This is a genomic window from Paenibacillus lentimorbus NRRL B-30488 (assembly GCF_000411595.1).
Lineage (GTDB): Bacteria > Bacillota > Bacilli > Bacillales > Bacillaceae > Bacillus > Bacillus velezensis.
Genome location: NZ_ANAT01000025.1, coordinates 15702 through 33079, shown reverse-complemented (window position 1 = coordinate 33079; position 17378 = coordinate 15702). Strand labels below are relative to the sequence as shown.

Below are 17378 nucleotides of genomic sequence, written 5' to 3'. Positions count from 1 at the left end.
CAGCCCTGTTTTATTGTGTCACCAATTTTTTATGATGAGTCGAATACATCGCCATCTGATCCGCCTGCGGGTCCAAATAGGCTTTGGCGCTGTTCACGGCGGTCGGCCCCTCCGTGAAACCGCCGGCAATCAGTCTGAGCTTGCTTTCATAATGGGCGGCGTCACCGGCGACAAACACGCCCGGAAGATTCGTCCGCATATGTCTGTCAGCTTTAATCCTGCCTTCTTCTATCTCAAGCCCCCAGTCCTTCATCGGACCGAGATCAATTTTAAACCCGTGGTTGATAATGAGCTCATCAAGCTTGATGACTTCAGAAAGTCCGGACTCAGTTTGGCAAACGGTGACGCTCTCGATCCGTTCCCCGGTGCCATTGAGATGCTTCAGACGATACGGCGCAAGCACCCGCACGGAAGACCGCTTCATTTTCGCCACGCTGCTTTCCAAACCGCCGAACTCCTTACGGCGGTGCAAGACGGTAACAGACGCCGCAATCGGTTCCAGCTCATTCGCCCAGTCAACCGCGGTATCTCCCCCTCCGGAAATCACGACATGCTTATCTCGAAACGCATCAAGCTTCTCCACCTTATAATGAAGGTTCTTTCCTGAATAACGGCTCGCATCCGCGCTGTCAAGTTCATTGACCTCAAGCGTCCCCATGCCGACGGCCAAAATCACCGTGCGCGTATAGTGCTTTTCCCCTTTGGAACTTTCGAGCACAATGGTTCCGTCTTTCAGCCGCTCAAATCCGGCCACCCGCTGATTCAACACGATATCCGGCTCAAATGTCGCCGCCTGCTCCTTCAGCTGCTTAATCAGCTGTTCTCCGGCAATCCCGGGTATTCCGCCGATATCACGGATGATTTTTTCAGGGAAAAACATAGACACCTTCCCTCCGAGCCGCGGTAAAAACTCGATCACCTTCGTTTTCAGCTCCCGCATCCCGCAATAAAAAGCCGCAAACAGGCCGATCGGGCCTCCGCCTATAATCGTGACGTCATACACCTCATGATTTTCCGCCATCGTTCTGCCTCCCGTTATATCTATACTTCATACATTTTTAATTGAGAATCAATATCAATGAAAGTATAACACATATTGAGGAGCAGTGTTTATTCATTTCTCATCTTGCGGGAAAGGAGTGATTCAGAAGCGAGGTTCTGAGATTGATAAGCGGGAAGGTATTAAAACTGAAACCAGTACGGCGACTGGTTTCTTTTTTATCTCTTTTTCATCAGCATGATATCGAGATACAGCTGGCACCTTGTCCTGAAGTCGTTTAAATTAATTGATGTCATGTCAAGAATCTGTTTGATGCGGTAGTTCAATGTGTTTTGATGAATAAAAAGCTGTTCTGCGGCTGGTTTTGTTTTGCAGTTATTGAGGAGATAGATTTCTAACGTTTTCAGCAGTTCGGTGCTGCTTTCTCTGTCTTTGGCTTTTAATAACGCTAAATCATCGTTTACATATTCCAGTGAGGCGTTTTTTCTTCGATGCTTTCAAGATAGCGGTAAATCCCGAGCTTACTGTATTCGTACGGGATATTTTCCTGATTTCCGGTAATTTCGGCGGCCTTTATGACTTCAAGGGCTTCTATATAACTTTTCCCGAGCTTCAGGATGCTGCTGTATTCATTGCCGATTCCGATATAGATGGGAGTGGGGATCTTCTGAAAGTGAAAATGAGTCAGCAGTTTGTGGATGAATTCAGATGCTGCCGAAGTGCCGGAGCTTTTTTGCGAGAAGCTTGCGACGACGATGACAATATTGGAATCAATGGTTAAGACGTGGCTGACTTTATCCCGCAAATTCAAGTACGATTTGATATTTTCCTTTACATCTTCGACTGCCTCCCCATCCCCATTTGCGGCGTGCAGGACGACTACCGAAAAAACCGACGGCAGCACGGCGTTCATCTTTTCCGCTTCCCGCCTGAACTCCTTTTCAGAGGAGAATTGCTGAAAGATCGCCCGTTTCACCAGGTCTTCCGCTCTCTCTTCTTTTTCCTGTTTCAGCCGGTTCGTTTTATAGATGATTTTTCCGACATGGAATGAAGTTTCATATAAAAAATCGAGCTCCTCGTCCGTCAAGTTTCGGTCGAGCTCCTGAATCCAGATGTAGCCCATCACTTCCCCTTTATGTTTTGCGCTTACAACCACTCTCTGATTCAGTCCGATACTGTCTATTTTTTCGACACGGAACGGTTCAGGAACGGTTTTCAGCTTTTCGATCACCCCGTCCTTCAGAAACCTTTCAAAAATCTGCACGGGGCATTTTTTTGAGAATATCGTCTGCTGGTTGGCGGAGTCGAAGTGATTAATGTAATAAGAATTATAGGCAAGCAAAAAGAAATCCGCGCTTTCCAGAATAACGGGCTTCTGCAATTCATAACTGATGAAATCAATTAATTTATCAATGTCCGTAAATGAAAAAACTCTCTCTAAAAGCTCTTCCATACCTATTTCTCCTATGCTCTTTTTATCTTTATCATACTCTGAGGGGTGACTTTTTGTATAGAAAAAAATTCATATACTCCCAAAACGGAATGATCCGAAAGCCTGTATCGTGAAAAGAGGAAAAAGGGCGGTCCCTTCTTCCTCTCGTTCCTTGCTTTTATTGAGAAAGTGTATCACGGTAGTCATGAAACTGATCTGTGACATCTTTTGACGGAGCCTGTGTCAATAAGCTGACGACAAATACAGCGGCAAGGCTTACAGCAAAGCCCGGAATGATTTCGTACAAAAAGTCTGAAAGACCGGCATTCGCCCAAATGATTACGGTAATCGCTCCCGCAATCATGCCGGCGAGTGCCCCCCATTTCGTCATCCGTTTCCAAAATAAACTGAGCAGTACGACCGGCCCGAATGAAGCGCCGAATCCCGCCCATGCATAGCTGACAAGACCAAGTATCGTGTTGTTTTTCTCCCAGGCGAGCACCAGGGCGACGATTGACACCGCAAGCACTGCCATTCTCCCCAGAAATACGAGTTCCTTATCAGAAGCTGAACGCCTGAACATGGACTTATACAAGTCCTCCACTAAAGAACTGGACGTAACGAGCAGCTGAGACGAAATCGTACTCATAATGGCCGCTAAAATCGCAGAAATGAGAAATCCCGTAATAATCGGGTGGAACAGAATGTTGCCGAGCTGAATAAAAATGGTTTCCGGATCATCCAGCTTCAACCCGCGCTGGTGGTAATACGCGATTCCCGCAAGACCCGTAAACAGCGCGCCGAGTGCAGACAAAATCATCCATCCCATTCCGATCCGTCTGGCGCGTTTGATCTCTTTCACGGATGTGATCGCCATAAAACGCACAATAATATGCGGCTGCCCGAAATAGCCGAGCCCCCACGCAAATAAAGAAATAATGCCGAGGACGGTCGTCCCTTTGAACATATTAAACAGTTCCGGGTTGACGGAACGGATATCGGCAACGGTTTCCCCCGGGCCGCCCGTATGGAAAATCGTCACAATCGGCACAAGAATAAGCGCCGCAAACATAATGATCCCTTGAACAAAGTCCGTCCAGCTTACCGCCAAAAAGCCCCCGAACAAGGTGTAGGCGACAACGACGCCTGTCACGACCCACAGTCCCGTGTGGTAATTCAACCCTAAAATGCTGTTGAATAAGACGCCTCCGGACACCATGCCGGATGATACGTAAAATGTGAAAAAAACGAGAATGACGAGACCCGAAAACAGTCTGAGAAGCTTCGTATGATCACCGAAACGGTTTTCAAGGAAACCCGGAATGGTGATGGAATTCCCCGCTTTTTCGGTATACGTTCTCAGCCTCGGCGCCACGAAAAGCCAGTTCGCCCAAGCCCCGAGCACAAGTCCGATTACAATCCAAGCGCCGCTTAATCCCGTCGAGAACATGGCGCCAGGAAGCCCCATCAAGAGCCATCCGCTCATATCCGCCGCTCCCGCGCTGAGCGCTGTGACGGCAGGGCCTAAAGAACGCCCCCCGAGCATGTAATCCGTCAGATTCGACGTCCGTCTGTAGGCGAAATAACCGATAAACAGCATGCCCGCCATATAAATACAAATGGAAATAATCAACTGAATGTTTGCTATGGCATTTCCTCCTCCGCTTTATAGGTTTATGGTGAAATGGACACCCCCCGCGAGGAGGATGCCCATTCAGTCCCTCTTAAAACATTTCACTGATTGTTTTCGCCTGCATGTGGAGGGCCAAATAATCCGGGCCGCCCGCTTTTGAATCAGTGCCGGACATTTTGAAGCCTCCGAACGGATGGTAGCCGACAATCGCTCCCGTACAATTGCGGTTGAAGTACAGGTTGCCGACATGGAATTCCTGTTTCGCCCGTTCAATATGTTTGCGGTTATTTGTAATGACCGCGCCTGTCAAACCGTATTCAGTATTGTTGGCCACTTCCAGTGCTTCATCAAAGTTTGATACTTTAGAAAACGCCACGACCGGCCCGAAAATTTCTTCCTGCATGAGTCTGGCTTTCGGATCAAGGTCAGCGAAGATCGTCGGCTTGATAAAGTAGCCTTTTGAATCATCTCCGGTGCCGCCGCTTACTAAACGGCCTTCTTCTTTTCCGATTTCAATGTAGCTCATGATCTTGTCGTAAGAACCTTGGTCGATGACAGGTCCCATATACACGTCAGCGCTGTCAGGGCTTGCCGTCACTTTTGATTCAGTGATTTCGATGACGCGCTCTAATACTTGATCATACACTTTTTCATGGACAACTGCACGTGAACCTGCAGAACATTTTTGTCCCGCGAAGCCGAATGCTGATGTAAAGATGGATTGAGCCGCCAATTCAATGTCCGCGTCCTCATCGACAACAACCGTATCTTTACCGCCCATTTCAGCGATAACACGCTTTAAATGCTGCTGGCCCGGCTGCACTTTCGCCGCGCGTTCGAAAATTCTCGTACCGACTTCACGTGATCCCGTAAACGTAATGATGCTTGTTTTCGGGTGATCGACGAGATAGTCTCCCACTTCCGCTCCGCTTCCCGGCACAAAGTTGACAACGCCCTTCGGAAGGCCTGATTCCTCAAGCACTTCTACGAATTTCGCCGCGATGACCGGTGTCGCGCTTGCCGGTTTAAGAACGACCGTGTTGCCCGTTACGATCGGTGCCACCGTCGTTCCCGCCATAATCGCAAAGAGGAAGTTCCATGGCGGAATGACGACCGTTACGCCGGTCGGTGTGTAGACATATTGGTTCTTCTCGCCTTCGCGGCTGTTGACCGGCTTGCCTTTTGCCAATTCAACCATCTGGCGCGCGTAGTATTCCATAAAGTCGATGGCTTCCGCCGTATCCGCATCAGCTTCGTTCCAAGGTTTTCCCGCTTCCTTGACGAGCAGGGCGGAGAATTCGTGCTTTCTGCGGCGGACTTTGGCAGCTGCGCGGAACAGAACGGCCGCTCTTTCTTCAGGGGATGTGTATCTCCACTCTTCGAACGCTTTCGCAGCCGCTTCAATCGCCTGCTCAGCGTGTTCCTGGGACGCCTTTGACACTTTTCCGACGACTTCTTCTTTATCAGCCGGATTGATTGAAACGATTTTCGCTTCCGTCTCTACCTTTTCACCGTTGATGACGAGCGGATAATCTTTTCCCAGATACTCATTTACCTTCGCAAGCGCTTTCTTAAATTCTTCAACGTTCGATTGATCTTGGAAATTCGTGAATGGTTCGTGTTTATAAGGTGTAGTCATTGTCATCTCTCCCTTTTTTACTTCTTAGTCATTCCTTTAAAGGCGAATGCGATGTTTGAGGGGCGTTCGGCGAGCCGTCTCATGAAATAGCCGTACCAGTCATCCCCGTAAGGCAGGTAGACTCTCATGCGGTATCCTTCTTCCACCAGGCTGAGCTGGGTTTGCGAGCGCATGCCGTACAGCATCTGAAACTCAAAACGGTCGTTTGGAATGCCGTGCTCTTTGGCAAGCTGTTTTGTAAACTCGATCATTTTGTCATCATGCGTGGCGACTGCCGTATAATGTCCTTTTAAAAGCTGTTTGCGGATGAGTCTTTTATAATTTTCATCGACGTCGCTTTTTTCAGGATAGGCCACCTTTTCCGATTCTTTATAGGCCCCTTTGACAAGCCGCAGAAACGGATTCAGCGGGCTGAGGTCATCAAGATCCTTCTCCGTTCTGTACAGATAAGCCTGCACCACGGTGCTTACATATTCATACCGGCTCCGGAAGTCTTTAAAGATATCCAGCGTTTTCTGGCATCTCGTTTCATCTTCCATGTCAATCGTCACCATGACTTTATGTTTTTCAGCCGTCTGGAGGATTTTCGTCATATTTTCATAGACGAGATCGAGATCTATATCAAGACCTAAAGACGTCATTTTTAATGACACTTGGGAATTCAGCTGTTCATCAGCAATTAAGGCGATGGTCTGCATGCACTCCTCGGTGCGTTCTTTCGCGACGTCACCGCTGTTTACAAATTCTCCCAAATGATCGACAGTAACTGACAGCCCCTGGCTGTTCAAATGTCGGATTGTCGGGATAGAACTGCGGAAATCCATTCCTCCGATGATTTTGCCGGCTGCCACACGGCTTCCCCAGCTTCGCGCCATCTTATTGAGAAAGCTGCTCTTGGATAAAAATAAGAAAAAATCTCTTGTAATCACTTCCAACCTTAACACCCCGCAATCTAAGAAGTATTTGTATGAGTCTATTGTAAATGGACAAAACATCCTCTCACAATATTCTAAAAATACAAAGATTCTGATAAATTTTTGTGGTTTTACCACAATCAGCTTCTTAGATAGCAGGCGGATTATGTCGAAAAAAGGCGGACGGAAATGACGGCAATCGTCAATTTCCGCCTTTTTCCCCCCACGCCTCTTCGACGGTCTGAATCAATAGCTGATTCAGTTCCTCCGTTATGTCAGGTTTCGACGTTTTGATCGTTTTGACATAGTGTCCGATGCGTTCTATTTCTTCTTCTATAAACGCATGAATCAACGTATTTCTCGGTTCCGGAGCCAGCTCCTGACCGCTTTTTTCCTTGTAAGCAGTATATTGATTTCAGAAATGAGCGCTTCATCCGTCAATAAGGCATCGGCCAGTACGGGAAATGACATCGGCGGTGCGGAGCCGAACGTTTCAATCCATCTGCAGGCAAGGAGAGGACGCAGAACATAAAAATACTTTTTAATCTTCACTTCACTGCCCTGCAATTCCGTTTTTCATTCCGTTTTGCCATATTGAGATAATGATAAATGCAGGCTTCAGGTGAAAAGGCACGGATTTTCAGTTTTCGAAGCTTTTCAGCCGCTGAGAAAGCTTCATAATAGATCATCTCAGAAGAGAGCCATTCCAAAAGAGGCGGATTTGATTTTTTAAAAAGCCGCAGCGCTTTTCTCAGTTCCCAGCCGCTGATGTCTAGCATGTCATGAATCGGCTCTTCTATGACATCCCTATGCGGTTCGATCGAAAAGTACCATTCTTTTTTCGGCACATAGAGAAACCGCACATCGTAGTCGCTGTCGCTTGACGGAAATCCCCATGCGCGGCTCCCTGATTCTACGGCGTAAAGCACCTTGACGCCGTGCTGTGCTTCAATTCGTTTTAATTCTTCGATGATCCTTTGTTCCATCTGTATCCGTCCTTTTCCGTGATCATTCCTGAAAAAAGCCCAAGTACTTGGGCTTTTCGCTGTTGTCAGCCTTTCAGATGCGCTTTCAGAAAGGCCAGCTTCTCCGTATGGAAAGAAGGTATGTATTCATGTCCGAAATATCGGTACACCTTCAATTCTTTTTCCGTTTCCAGATGATTGTAAGCGGCAAACACCGTCGACGGCGGAGTCACGCGGTCAATCAGCCCGATGGACATGAGCACCGGAACTTTTACGCGGTCCGCCAGATTCATGATATCAAAATAGGCCAGTGTATTCATCGCGGCCTTCTCCGTCTCAGGGCTGCCGTTCTTTCTGAAAAAGGAGTTAATCTCAAGATACGGCTCATCAAGAGCGACATCAATGGCCCGCTCAAAATTGCTTAAATAAGGATAATCGGCCGCAACCGCTCTCGGAATGTCAGATAGTGCCGCCGCGGCGATTGAAAGTCCGCCTCCCTGGCTCCCCCCGATGACGGCGATTCTCGTCTCATCCACTTCATCAAAGCCGCTGATGACTTCCAAAGCCCGGACGGCGTCTAAGTACACGCCGCGGTAATAATATGTATCTTTATCTAAAATCCCTTTCGTCATCCAGCCGGGAACGTGTCCGTGCGGTGAAACGCTTGTATCTGTGCTGCTGTGCTGGCCGCGGACAAGCATGCCGAACGCGGCATATCCGTGAAGCGCCCAATTTACGATGTCATGTATATCTCCGTCATAACTCGCGTTGTAGCCGTGATATTTCACTATTGCCGGATGCGGTCCTTGCCGGTCGGGAACGGCGTACCATCCCTCAATTTCCGCCTTGCCGAAGCTTCGGTATGTCAGCCGGAATACTTTCACGCCGTCAGCCGGGTAGCTTTCAGCCGTCAATTCAGGCTTTGCCTCTTCCTTTGCAAGCTCATGTAATGATGATGCCCAAAAATCCGAAAAGTCATGAGGAGCGGTTTTATTTGGTTTATAGGTTTGCAGTTGGTCGAGCGGCAAGTCGTATAATTGCATATCCGATTATTCTCCTTTGTTTTATAAGATTTAATTTTCTGACTCTATCTTAACACGATTTTACACTCATTTTCTAAACATTTTAATAAACGTTTGTTTAAAAGAAAACAAAAAAGCCGTACGCTCACAGCGTCACGGCTCTTTTTACATCGGCTGATACAGATCCCAGCCGATTTTTAACGTTTCTACGATATAATCGGCGATTTCTTCTGGTTCCAGATTATCCGTTGCCACTTTTGAATTATGTTTATCATAGATGCTTTGGCGCTCGTTAAAGAGCTGCTGCATTTCATCCATGGAACGGTTATGCAGAACGGGACGGCTTTCAATCAGCAGGTCAGCCCGCTGCTTCCAATTCTCCCATGATAGATCCAGATGGAGCACGAGACAGTTTTCAAGGCAGCACTGTCTGATTTCCTCTTGTTTAAACGAACCGCCCCCAAGCGACACGATCTTGAATTTCGTATTGCGGCAGATATCTAATATATAATCCTTTTCGGTCTGACGGAAAAAGGCTTCACCTTTTTTCTCAAACATTTCAGGGATGGACATATTGAAATCTTTCTCAATCTGCAAATCAATATCAATGAAGTCTCTGTATAATTTCTTAGCGACCAGCTGGCCGATTGTTGTCTTTCCGACCCCCATGAATCCGATCAGTACGATATTTCTTTCTCTTACGGGAATGGCACGTTTTGCGTTCATCTTCGGCGAAATCCTCCTAAGAAATGAAAAAGTTATGTTTATTATATGATAACTCAATATTGAAATATAGAGATAATGCAATGAAAGAAAACCCATCCTTTATAAGAAGAGATGAGTTTTTCTTTCTATCGGAGCGTAATGCGTTCCACCTTTCCGACAATGAAAATATAAGAAAATGCCCCGATAAATGCGACAGCGCCGACAAACAGAATCGCTCCGTTATATGAACCGGTCGCAGAAACGATAAACCCGATGATAAGCGGGGTGATAATGCCGGCCATATTGGCGAAAAAGTTAAACACGCCTCCTGCCAATCCGATTGTTTCGCTTGGCGCCACCTCACTCAGCATCGTCCAGGATATATTGGACATGCCCTGCGCAAAAGAAGCAATGGATAAGATCGTCAAAACCGCAGGAGCAGAATCCGTAACATTCGCGAGCACGATGGAGCCTGTCAGCAGAAGACCGAGGATGACGGGGGTTTTTCGGGCAACGTTCACCGACACGCCCCGTTTCATCATTCCGTCAGACCAATATCCGCCGAACAATACGCCGAAAAAGGCGGCGATATACGGGATTGATGCGGCGAAGCCGACTTTCAAGAATGCCATGTGCTTTGCCTCCGCCAGATAAGTCGGAAACCATGTCAAAAAGAAGAACAGCGTGGAGGCTACGGCGAATTGGCCGATATACAAGCCGACAAGCTTGCGGTATTTAAGAAGCTGGACGAAATCCCGCCACGTGATCCTGCCGGCTGATTCAGACACCTCTGTCAGTCCGCCGCCTTCTCTAATATAATCAAGCTCTTCCCGGTTCACTTTCCGGTACCGATTCGGCTCGTGATACATTTTGAACCAGAAAACGGAGAAAACAAGCCCGAGCACGCCTGAAGAAATAAAGACGGCGCGCCAGTCAAATGCCGTTAACACCCAGAATAAAACCGGTGTGGCGAACGCCAGTCCCACATATTCCCCCGCCGTATAAACACCCGTCGCAAAGGCGCGTTCCCGCCTTGGAAACCATGTCGTGACAATCCGGTTGTTTGCCGGAAACGCAGGCGATTCAGCCAGCCCGATAATCAGGCGGCAGCCGAATAAAAACCCGAAACTGGCCGCAAAAGCCTGCACTCCGGTGAAAACAGACCAGATCATTAAAGAAACGCCGTACGTCCGTTTTGACCCGAATTTGTCCAAAATGAGCCCGCCGGGAATCTGCATACCCGTATAGGTCCAGCTGAATGCGGAAAAGACGACGCCCAAAAGCGCGGGGCTTATGTTCAGCGATGTCTGAATGGACGGGGCGGCGATGGATACACTGGCACGGTCTATATAATTAATCGCAGTGATAAAAAACAAAAGAAACAGTATCACATAACGAGCGCGAGTCGGTTTATTGCGGACGGGACTGAAGTCCGTCAGCTCCGTTTCATTTTTCAATGGCTTCTCCCCCCTTACTCGAATGAAATTAATTGTACAACACTTCGGTCAATTATTTAATACTTTGACGCAAAAAAGCGCTAAACAATTTGTATGCCGCACTGACACCCTGCTTATAAAAGTGTCTGCCCTTTTCACCTGTTTATCCGTATCTCACCCGGGGAAAAGTACACATATACAGTTACGGGAGGATTACCGATGAAACTGAGTTTTTGCACGACAGGATTTAAAAAAAAGCATATTTTCGACATCATTTCTTTCGCAAAGGAGCACTCCTTTGACGGAATCGAACTGTGGTACGGACACGCTAAACAATATATAGAGGAAATCGGCCCGCTCGACAGGCTTGATCAGCAGCTTCAGGAGGAAGGCATCGGGGTGCCTGCCGTCAGTTTGTACACTGACTTCGCCGCTCAGGATGAAAGGCAGGCGTTAAAGGATGTTCAAAGGGCATTAAGCGCGGCACGACAGCTGCACAGCCCCTTGATCAGAGTCTTTGCCGGCAATCTTCCTGCGCATCGGACGTCACCGGAAAAGTGGCAACGTGCGGTTGATCAATTTCAGCAGTCGGCACGGCTCGCAGATGACTATGAAGTCGATATCGGGCTTGAGATTCATTACGATACGTACGCGGATACACCGGAGGCGGCGCTGGCATTTTTGGAGGATGTCGGACATCCGCGGGTCCGCACCATTTTTGACGGCTCCAACCTACACGTCAATCACGTTGACCAAATGTCCGCTTTAGAAAAGCTGTATCATACCGTAAGCCATATTCATCTGAAAAACTATCACTGGAATTTTGACAACTGGTATCTCAGCAAGCCAACTCCGATTTTTCAAGGAGATCTCGATCAAAAAGCATTTTTAAAAGAGCTGATGAACAGACAATATGACGGTTTTGTTTCTCTTGAGTATTTTGGAGAACATGCCTTTACGCATATAAAGGAATCGCTCCGGGAATATACGTCTGTTTTTTCCCGCTGACTCTTCGATCGAAGGGTCTTTTTTTGTATCATATAGAAAAAGGGGGATATCATGATGATCATTTGGATAAATGGGGCTTTCGGTTCCGGAAAAACACAAACAGCGTTTGAACTGCACAGAAGACTGAAACCGTCTTACGTATATGATCCTGAAAAGATGGGGTTTGCGATGCGTTCGATGATACCGCCGGATATCGCTGAAGATGACTTTCAAAGCTACCCTCTGTGGCGGGAATTCAATTACAGCATGCTTTCCTATTTGTCAGATACATATCAGGGCATCATCATTGTGCCCATGACCATTACGAACGATCAATACTTCCATGACATTATCAGCAGGCTGAGACAGGATGGCCGGACCATTCACCACTTTACCCTGCTGGCTTCAAAGGAAACATTGCTGAAACGCCTGCGCACCAGAGCGGAAGGAAAAAACTCCTGGGCCGCAAAACAAATCGACCGCTGCATCAACAGCCTGTCTGATAGCCTCTTCGCAGAACATCTCCATACAGACCAAATGTCTATTCAGCAGGTCGCAGAAACGATCGTTGCCCAAGCAAATCTGCCTCTTGAGCCTGATTCGAGAGGCAGCCTTCGAAGATTCACCAACAGATTGATGGTGAAGCTGAATCATATCCGTATCAAATAAAAAACGTTTTGAAAACATGTCCCTGATCCATGCAAATGGATCAATAAATAAAAAGTCCCTCCGAAGGGATGTTTTTTTTCAATTTAAGAAAAAAATTTTAGAAATAAAGAAGGAATTATATGGATAATCATCTAATTATTAACACTGTAATACATTTCATTTGAAAAGGGAGTGTTCGAAATGAAATTCAAAAAAGTGTTAACCGGTTCTGCGCTGTCTCTTGCCTTACTGATGTCTGCCGCTCCTGCCTTTGCCGCATCACCAACAGCATCCGCATCCGTGGAAAATAGCCCAATCTCAACGAAAGCAGATGTTGGCATTAATGCCATCAAGCTCGTTCAAAGCCCTGACGGCAATTTCGCTGCTTCTTTCGTTTTAAACGGAACAACGTGGATTTTCAAAAGTAAAACTTATGACAGCGGCAGAGGGATTTGGATAGGGGTTTATGAAAGTGTAGATAAATAAAAACGATAACAAAAACCTCCCTTTCAAAAGGGAGGTTTTTTTCATTCTATTTCCACCAATCATCAAACATTGATGCCGGCACCTGGCGCTTGTGCTCCGTACTGAGGTAGCGTTTTTCCAGCGCCTCAATCACTTCGGAAGAAACGTCCTTGCCTTCTAAATAATCATCAATGTCATTGTATGTGATGCCGAGTTCGGTCTCATCCGTCTGCTGCGGTTTTTCATCAAGCAGATCGGCCGTCGGTAATTTCAAATACAGGCGTTCCGGCGCGCCGAGCTCTTCTAATAAACGTCTGCCCTGGCGTTTCGTTAATCCGGTCAGCGGCAGCAGATCAGCTCCGCCGTCACCGTATTTCGTGAAGAAACCGGTCACTGCCTCGGCCGCATGGTCGGTTCCGATGACAAGCAGGCCCTCTTGTCCGCCGATGGCATATTGAGCGATCATCCTCATTCTGGCTTTTACATTTCCTTTGTTAAAGTCAGACAGCTGATCGCCCGTGTCTTTTTTGTACTGATCAGCGAACGCGCTGACAGCGGCCTTAATATCAAATGTCCATGATTTATCAGGCTTAATGAATTTGAGCGCCAATTGGGCGTCATCCTCATCCTGCTGTGTGCCGTGCGGAAGACGGACGGCGATAAATTCCGCGTTTCCGCCTTCTTCTCTGATGCTTTCAGCCGCCAATTGGGCGAGGCGTCCCGCAAGCGTGGAATCCTGCCCCCCGCTGATGCCGAGCACAAAGCCTTTGGCACCTGTTTTTTTCAAATATTGTTTCAGAAAGTTCACTCTGTCCTCAATTTCTTGTTTCGGATCAATTGAGGGTTTTACATGGAGATCATTCATAATTTGTTTCTGGATGCTCATCCCGATCACTCCTCCTGCATTGTTTCTTTATGATTCATTTCCCGTTCACGCTGAAAATGAATCATGCCACTATGTACGACTCTTTGTTAAATATAGCACAGGTGCGGATTTTAAGTGAATCAAATACACCGGGATCAGCTGATTTCCACCCGCAGCGCCGTGATGCTGTCGCCGTTGCATTTTCCTTTTTCGATCGGACAGGATGAAAACGCGACGACGAGATCCATTTCCGCACGGAGCCGTACATAATCACCCGCGTCAGAAAGAGGCGTTTCGACTGATAAGTTTCCCTTCTCATCGAGCACCGTGTTCATAAAGATGGCAAATGGGTAATGCATATGCGGCCGCGGCACCCCGAACGGTTCAAGCGCCCCGCTCATATTGTCATAGCACGTATCCTGGAGCTCATCTTTATGCTTTCCGTATAAAAGCCTGTTCATATCCGGACGGCAGGCGGGAAGCAGCAGGTCATGCTTGCCGACTGTATCCTCAATCAGCGTCAGCATCGGCTTGTATAAATTCGAATAAATATGGTCACCCGTTTTTACATGAATGGACTGGTTGGCATCAATCGTCGCGCCCTGATCAAGATGCTCATAAAAGTCCTTGGCATGATACGCCGTAAAATCAGCCACCTGCTGTCCTTCCACATCGACTACTTTTATGATCTGCCCTTTGTGAACCTTCAGGCCAAGCCCTTTTTTCGGCGGTACGATAAATTGCTGTGTCATCAGACTGCTCCTTTTTTTCTTCTATTATGAACTCCGGCCGTTTGTTTCATGTAAAGCAATTTATTGGATGTATATTCCCCTTCTGACGGCCGCAATCTAAGCTTTGATAAAGGGGTTGAACTTCATGGGTAAATCACAGGACCAGCCTAAAGGAAATCTCGCTTGGTGGCAGCTCTCCTTAATCGGTGTCGGCTGCACAATCGGGACGGGCTTTTTTCTCGGGTCCAGCATCGCTATTGTCAAAAGCGGATATTCCGCGCTGATCTCATTTCTTATTGCCGGGCTTGGCACCTATTTTGTCTTTGAGCAGCTCGCGAAGCTTTCGGCCAAACAGCCCGAAAAGGGGTCTTTTTGCGCCTATGCGAGAAAGGCTTTCGGCACTTGGGCCGGTTTCAGCAACGGATGGGTGTACTGGTCGTCCGAGATGCTGATCACGGGAAGCCAGCTGACAGCGATCTCGCTGTTTACGAAGCATTGGTTTCCGAATGTGCCGCTGTGGATTTTCGCCTCCATCTATGCGGTGCTCGGTCTTTTGATTATATTTACGGGGCTGTCCGTTTTTCAAAAAACGGAAAATGTGCTCGCTGTTGTCAAGACGGCGGCGATTTTTATGTTTATCGTGATCGCCATATTGGCGCTGTGCGGTATATTTTCTCATAAACCGGATGTGCAGGTGCCGAACGAATCAAAGGATTTGTTCCCGCACGGAGCGATGGGGTTATGGACGGGACTGATTTATGCGTTTTACGCCTTCGGAGGAATTGAAGTCTTGGGGCTGATGACCGTGCATTTGAAAAAACCGGAGGAAGCCTCTAAATCAGGCCGGCTGATGCTTGCCGTTCTTGCGGTAATTTACGTCATTTCTCTCGGCCTGGCGCTGCTGTTAGTGCCGCTGGGCAAATTCACCGAACAGGACAGCCCGTTTATTACATCGCTGAAGGGTTTTCATTTAGATATCATTCTTGATATTTTTAACGGAATTTTTATTATTGCGGGATTTTCCACGCTCGTCGCCTCGCTGTTTGCCGTGACGACATTGCTTTGTACAATGGCCGATGACGGGGATGCGCCGAAATGCTTCAGATTAAAGGAAAACAAAAAAATCTGCTGGCCCGCGCTCGGATTGACGTTTGCCGGACTCATCGTCTCCATCATCCTGTCATTGGTGCTGCCGAAAAATATATATGAACACATGACAACCGCGGCGGGCCTGATGCTTCTTTATACGTGGCTGTTCATTTTGTTCTCGGGCAAGAAACTGCTTGAAACGACAAAGATGGGAACCGTACAGATTGTTATCGCCCTTGTGCTGATTGTCGCGGCCGTCTCCGGGACGCTGTTTGAGAAATCGAGCCGGCCCGGTTTTCTGGTCAGCCTTTGTTTTCTCGCCGTCATTGCGATCGTGACATGGATCGTACAAAAAAAGCAGGGACACAGCCCTGCCGGATCATAGCTTATTTCGTCGGTTTAAACAGTCTCTTCAAATAAGAAAAGGGACACTTTGACACTTGGGTCTCATCATCACGGAGGAAATATTGCTTCCATTCTAAATTGTCTTTTCCTCCGTACCACCCCAATCGGGGATGAAGAGGGGCTTCATCATACGCCTCTAAGCGTTTTCTGATCAGCCGGCTCATGTTTCGTCCGAACGCGGTTGAATCATTTAATCCTTCGAAAATCCATCTTGGCTGAAACGCCAGCATAAAAAACGGGAAGCTTCTGCTTTGTCTCGCTTCATGCGCAGGCGTCGCGCACAGAATAAAATACGGTTCGCCGTCAAAGCAGAACTCCCATTTATAATGTTCAGGGTCTTCCGGCATGTCTTCCGGCCAGTCTTTCGGGTCGCAGCCGCTCAGCCGGTTTAAAAAAGACCAGAACAGCTCTTCATACGCCTCAACGGAATAATGCTCAGCTAAATCCTCAGGCGTATCAAAAATCACAAGCAGCGACGCGTATCTTCCGGTATTCCTTGAGATCTTTCCGTACTCTGACAGCAGCATCCCCACTTCCTCCGGGGTTCCCTCTTCGCGGGGATCACCCGCAAAGGATATCCGGAGCTGATCTGTCAAAAATCCCTGACGTCCGGGAATGCACGGAAACGTATCCGCTTTATCGCCTACTTTTTCTGATAGAAGCTCAAAAGCGATTCTCTGCCAATTTGGCAGATCCAATAACTTTTCCTCAAGGCAACTTTTTGTGTACAGCCCGCTTGCCATCGGCCCACCTCCAGTATCGTCATGATACGTTATGACGGAGATAGGCGATGGGTGACTCTTCTATTTATGAGATGAGCATTTGAATCCCCTGCCATCCGAAATAAAACCCGAAAACGATCAAAGACACACCCGCCGCTCCCGTCAGCCAGCGGAGCGCTTTTTCATGAAGGAGATTTCTGAAAGTGCTCGCGGCGACCGCCATGCAGAAATCCCAGATCAAAATGCCGAGAAGAATGCCGGAGCTGTAAATCAAAAGCTGATTTGCATCGAAGGATTCAGCGGTTTTGGCGAGAATGCTCCCGTATATGCCGAGCCAGAATAAAATGCTCAGCGGATTGGAAAGAGAAATAAAAAACCCCGCGCCGAAAGTTTTGTAAAAAGCCGGTTTTCCTTTTCCGCTTCTGACATTCATGGCTTCCCTTATATTTTTTAACGTTTCGACTCCCGTGTAGGTCAGCACGAAAAAACCGAAGAGCCACAAAAACGTTTTTACAAAAGGAGCGGTCAAAAATTGAGACAGCCCGAAATAGATCAAAATCATATACAGCCCGTCCGCGGCCATGGCGCCGAGACCGAAAATCCATGCATGCCAAAAGCCGTTTTTGATGCCTTTGTCAATTTGCGCCGCATTGACCGGGCCGACAGGTGCTGACAATGACAGCCCGAGAACGATGTAGCTTAAAAAGATGTTCATTGGCT

General features: G+C 47.6%; 15 protein-coding genes and 2 pseudogenes. 4 read left to right on the top strand and 13 right to left on the bottom strand.

The features are described from left to right. Positions 1-10: 10 nt before the first annotated feature. The 9 genes and pseudogenes from D368_RS14025 to D368_RS13985 form a co-directional block, all read right to left on the bottom strand. Positions 11-1021 (bottom strand): NAD(P)/FAD-dependent oxidoreductase, encoded by a 1011-nt coding sequence (locus tag D368_RS14025; protein ID WP_128574910.1) that lies wholly within the window; start codon positions 1019-1021, stop codon positions 11-13. 197 nt (positions 1022-1218) lie between these two features. Further along, positions 1219-2453: pseudogene (gene putR, locus D368_RS14020) on the bottom strand (proline utilization transcriptional regulator PutR). A 157-nt stretch (positions 2454-2610) separates the two neighbouring features. Then, positions 2611-4065, bottom strand: coding sequence for a sodium/proline symporter PutP (gene putP / locus D368_RS14015; RefSeq protein WP_017419372.1), 1455 nt, complete (start codon positions 4063-4065; stop codon positions 2611-2613). Positions 4066-4156: 91 nt separating this feature from the next. Then, positions 4157-5704: an L-glutamate gamma-semialdehyde dehydrogenase gene (gene pruA / locus D368_RS14010; protein WP_025650331.1), complete on the bottom strand. Its 1548-nt coding sequence runs from the start codon at positions 5702-5704 to the stop codon at positions 4157-4159. Positions 5705-5721: 17 nt separating this feature from the next. Then, positions 5722-6633: a proline dehydrogenase family protein gene (locus D368_RS14005; protein WP_087920787.1), complete on the bottom strand. Its 912-nt coding sequence runs from the start codon at positions 6631-6633 to the stop codon at positions 5722-5724. Positions 6634-6820: 187 nt separating this feature from the next. Then, a pseudogene (locus D368_RS14000) lies at positions 6821-7604 on the bottom strand (nucleotidyltransferase domain-containing protein). A gap of 65 nt (positions 7605-7669) precedes the next feature. Continuing rightward, positions 7670-8626: a cephalosporin C deacetylase gene (cah, locus tag D368_RS13995; RefSeq protein ID WP_025284201.1), complete on the bottom strand. Its 957-nt coding sequence runs from the start codon at positions 8624-8626 to the stop codon at positions 7670-7672. 144 nt (positions 8627-8770) lie between these two features. Further along, on the bottom strand, positions 8771-9331 hold the full coding sequence (locus tag D368_RS13990) for a shikimate kinase (protein ID WP_003156609.1): 561 nt from the start codon (positions 9329-9331) through the stop codon (positions 8771-8773). A gap of 125 nt (positions 9332-9456) precedes the next feature. Next, on the bottom strand, positions 9457-10767 hold the full coding sequence (locus D368_RS13985) for an MFS transporter (RefSeq protein WP_032857845.1): 1311 nt from the start codon (positions 10765-10767) through the stop codon (positions 9457-9459). A gap of 198 nt (positions 10768-10965) precedes the next feature. On the opposite strand from D368_RS13985, the gene D368_RS13980 reads away from it, so the two are divergent. The 3 genes from D368_RS13980 to D368_RS13970 all read left to right on the top strand — a co-directional run bounded on the left by D368_RS13980 (position 10966) and on the right by D368_RS13970 (position 12867). After that, positions 10966-11754: a sugar phosphate isomerase/epimerase family protein gene (locus D368_RS13980; protein WP_128574909.1), complete on the top strand. Its 789-nt coding sequence runs from the start codon at positions 10966-10968 to the stop codon at positions 11752-11754. Positions 11755-11808: 54 nt separating this feature from the next. Then, complete coding sequence (tmrB, locus tag D368_RS13975) at positions 11809-12402, top strand: tunicamycin resistance ATP-binding TmrB (RefSeq protein ID WP_128574908.1); 594 nt, start codon at positions 11809-11811, stop codon at positions 12400-12402. Positions 12403-12582: 180 nt separating this feature from the next. Beyond that, positions 12583-12867 carry an antimicrobial peptide LCI gene (locus tag D368_RS13970; RefSeq protein WP_077721764.1) on the top strand — a complete coding sequence of 95 codons (285 nt, stop codon included), beginning with the start codon at positions 12583-12585 and terminating at the stop codon, positions 12865-12867. 46 nt (positions 12868-12913) lie between these two features. Here the strand turns inward: D368_RS13970 and nadE are convergent, their stop codons facing one another. Together nadE and D368_RS13960 are read right to left on the bottom strand one after the other, a co-directional pair. Beyond that, a complete protein-coding gene (nadE, locus tag D368_RS13965; RefSeq protein WP_128574907.1) occupies positions 12914-13732 on the bottom strand; it encodes an ammonia-dependent NAD(+) synthetase in 819 nt (272 codons plus the stop codon). Between the two features lie 134 nt (positions 13733-13866). Beyond that, entirely contained in the window at positions 13867-14463 is a 597-nt protein-coding gene (locus D368_RS13960; protein ID WP_011996295.1) for a DUF1989 domain-containing protein, read from the bottom strand. Positions 14464-14587: 124 nt separating this feature from the next. Here D368_RS13960 and D368_RS13955 point away from each other — a divergent pair, with 124 nt between their 5' ends. Continuing rightward, the gene (locus D368_RS13955; RefSeq protein ID WP_007409059.1) at positions 14588-15916 is read left to right on the top strand and encodes an amino acid permease; all 1329 of its coding nucleotides are present in this window, start codon (positions 14588-14590) and stop codon (positions 15914-15916) included. Position 15917: 1 nt separating this feature from the next. On the opposite strand, the gene D368_RS13950 is transcribed toward D368_RS13955, so the two are convergent. Both D368_RS13950 and D368_RS13945 read right to left on the bottom strand, forming a co-directional pair. Continuing rightward, positions 15918-16679 (bottom strand): YqcI/YcgG family protein, encoded by a 762-nt coding sequence (locus tag D368_RS13950; protein ID WP_128574906.1) that lies wholly within the window; start codon positions 16677-16679, stop codon positions 15918-15920. A 64-nt stretch (positions 16680-16743) separates the two neighbouring features. After that, complete coding sequence (locus tag D368_RS13945; protein WP_007409057.1) at positions 16744-17373, bottom strand: LysE family translocator; 630 nt, start codon at positions 17371-17373, stop codon at positions 16744-16746. Positions 17374-17378 lie beyond the last annotated feature (5 nt).

Bases quoted from the DNA above. Each gene is read 5' to 3' on its own strand.
- D368_RS14025 (WP_128574910.1), bottom strand. From the start codon at position 1,021: ATGGCGGAAAATCATGAGGTGTATGACGTCACGATTATAGGCGGAGGC.
- pruA (WP_025650331.1), bottom strand. From the start codon at position 5,704: ATGACTACACCTTATAAACACGAACCATTCACGAATTTCCAAGATCAA.
- cah (WP_025284201.1), bottom strand. From the start codon at position 8,626: ATGCAATTATACGACTTGCCGCTCGACCAACTGCAAACCTATAAACCA.
- D368_RS13990 (WP_003156609.1), bottom strand. From the start codon at position 9,331: ATGAACGCAAAACGTGCCATTCCCGTAAGAGAAAGAAATATCGTACTG.
- D368_RS13980 (WP_128574909.1), top strand. From the start codon at position 10,966: ATGAAACTGAGTTTTTGCACGACAGGATTTAAAAAAAAGCATATTTTC.
- tmrB (WP_128574908.1), top strand. From the start codon at position 11,809: ATGATCATTTGGATAAATGGGGCTTTCGGTTCCGGAAAAACACAAACA.
- D368_RS13970 (WP_077721764.1), top strand. From the start codon at position 12,583: ATGAAATTCAAAAAAGTGTTAACCGGTTCTGCGCTGTCTCTTGCCTTA.
- nadE (WP_128574907.1), bottom strand. From the start codon at position 13,732: ATGAGCATCCAGAAACAAATTATGAATGATCTCCATGTAAAACCCTCA.
- D368_RS13960 (WP_011996295.1), bottom strand. From the start codon at position 14,463: ATGACACAGCAATTTATCGTACCGCCGAAAAAAGGGCTTGGCCTGAAG.
- D368_RS13955 (WP_007409059.1), top strand. From the start codon at position 14,588: ATGGGTAAATCACAGGACCAGCCTAAAGGAAATCTCGCTTGGTGGCAG.
- D368_RS13950 (WP_128574906.1), bottom strand. From the start codon at position 16,679: ATGGCAAGCGGGCTGTACACAAAAAGTTGCCTTGAGGAAAAGTTATTG.
- D368_RS13945 (WP_007409057.1), bottom strand. From the start codon at position 17,373: ATGAACATCTTTTTAAGCTACATCGTTCTCGGGCTGTCATTGTCAGCA.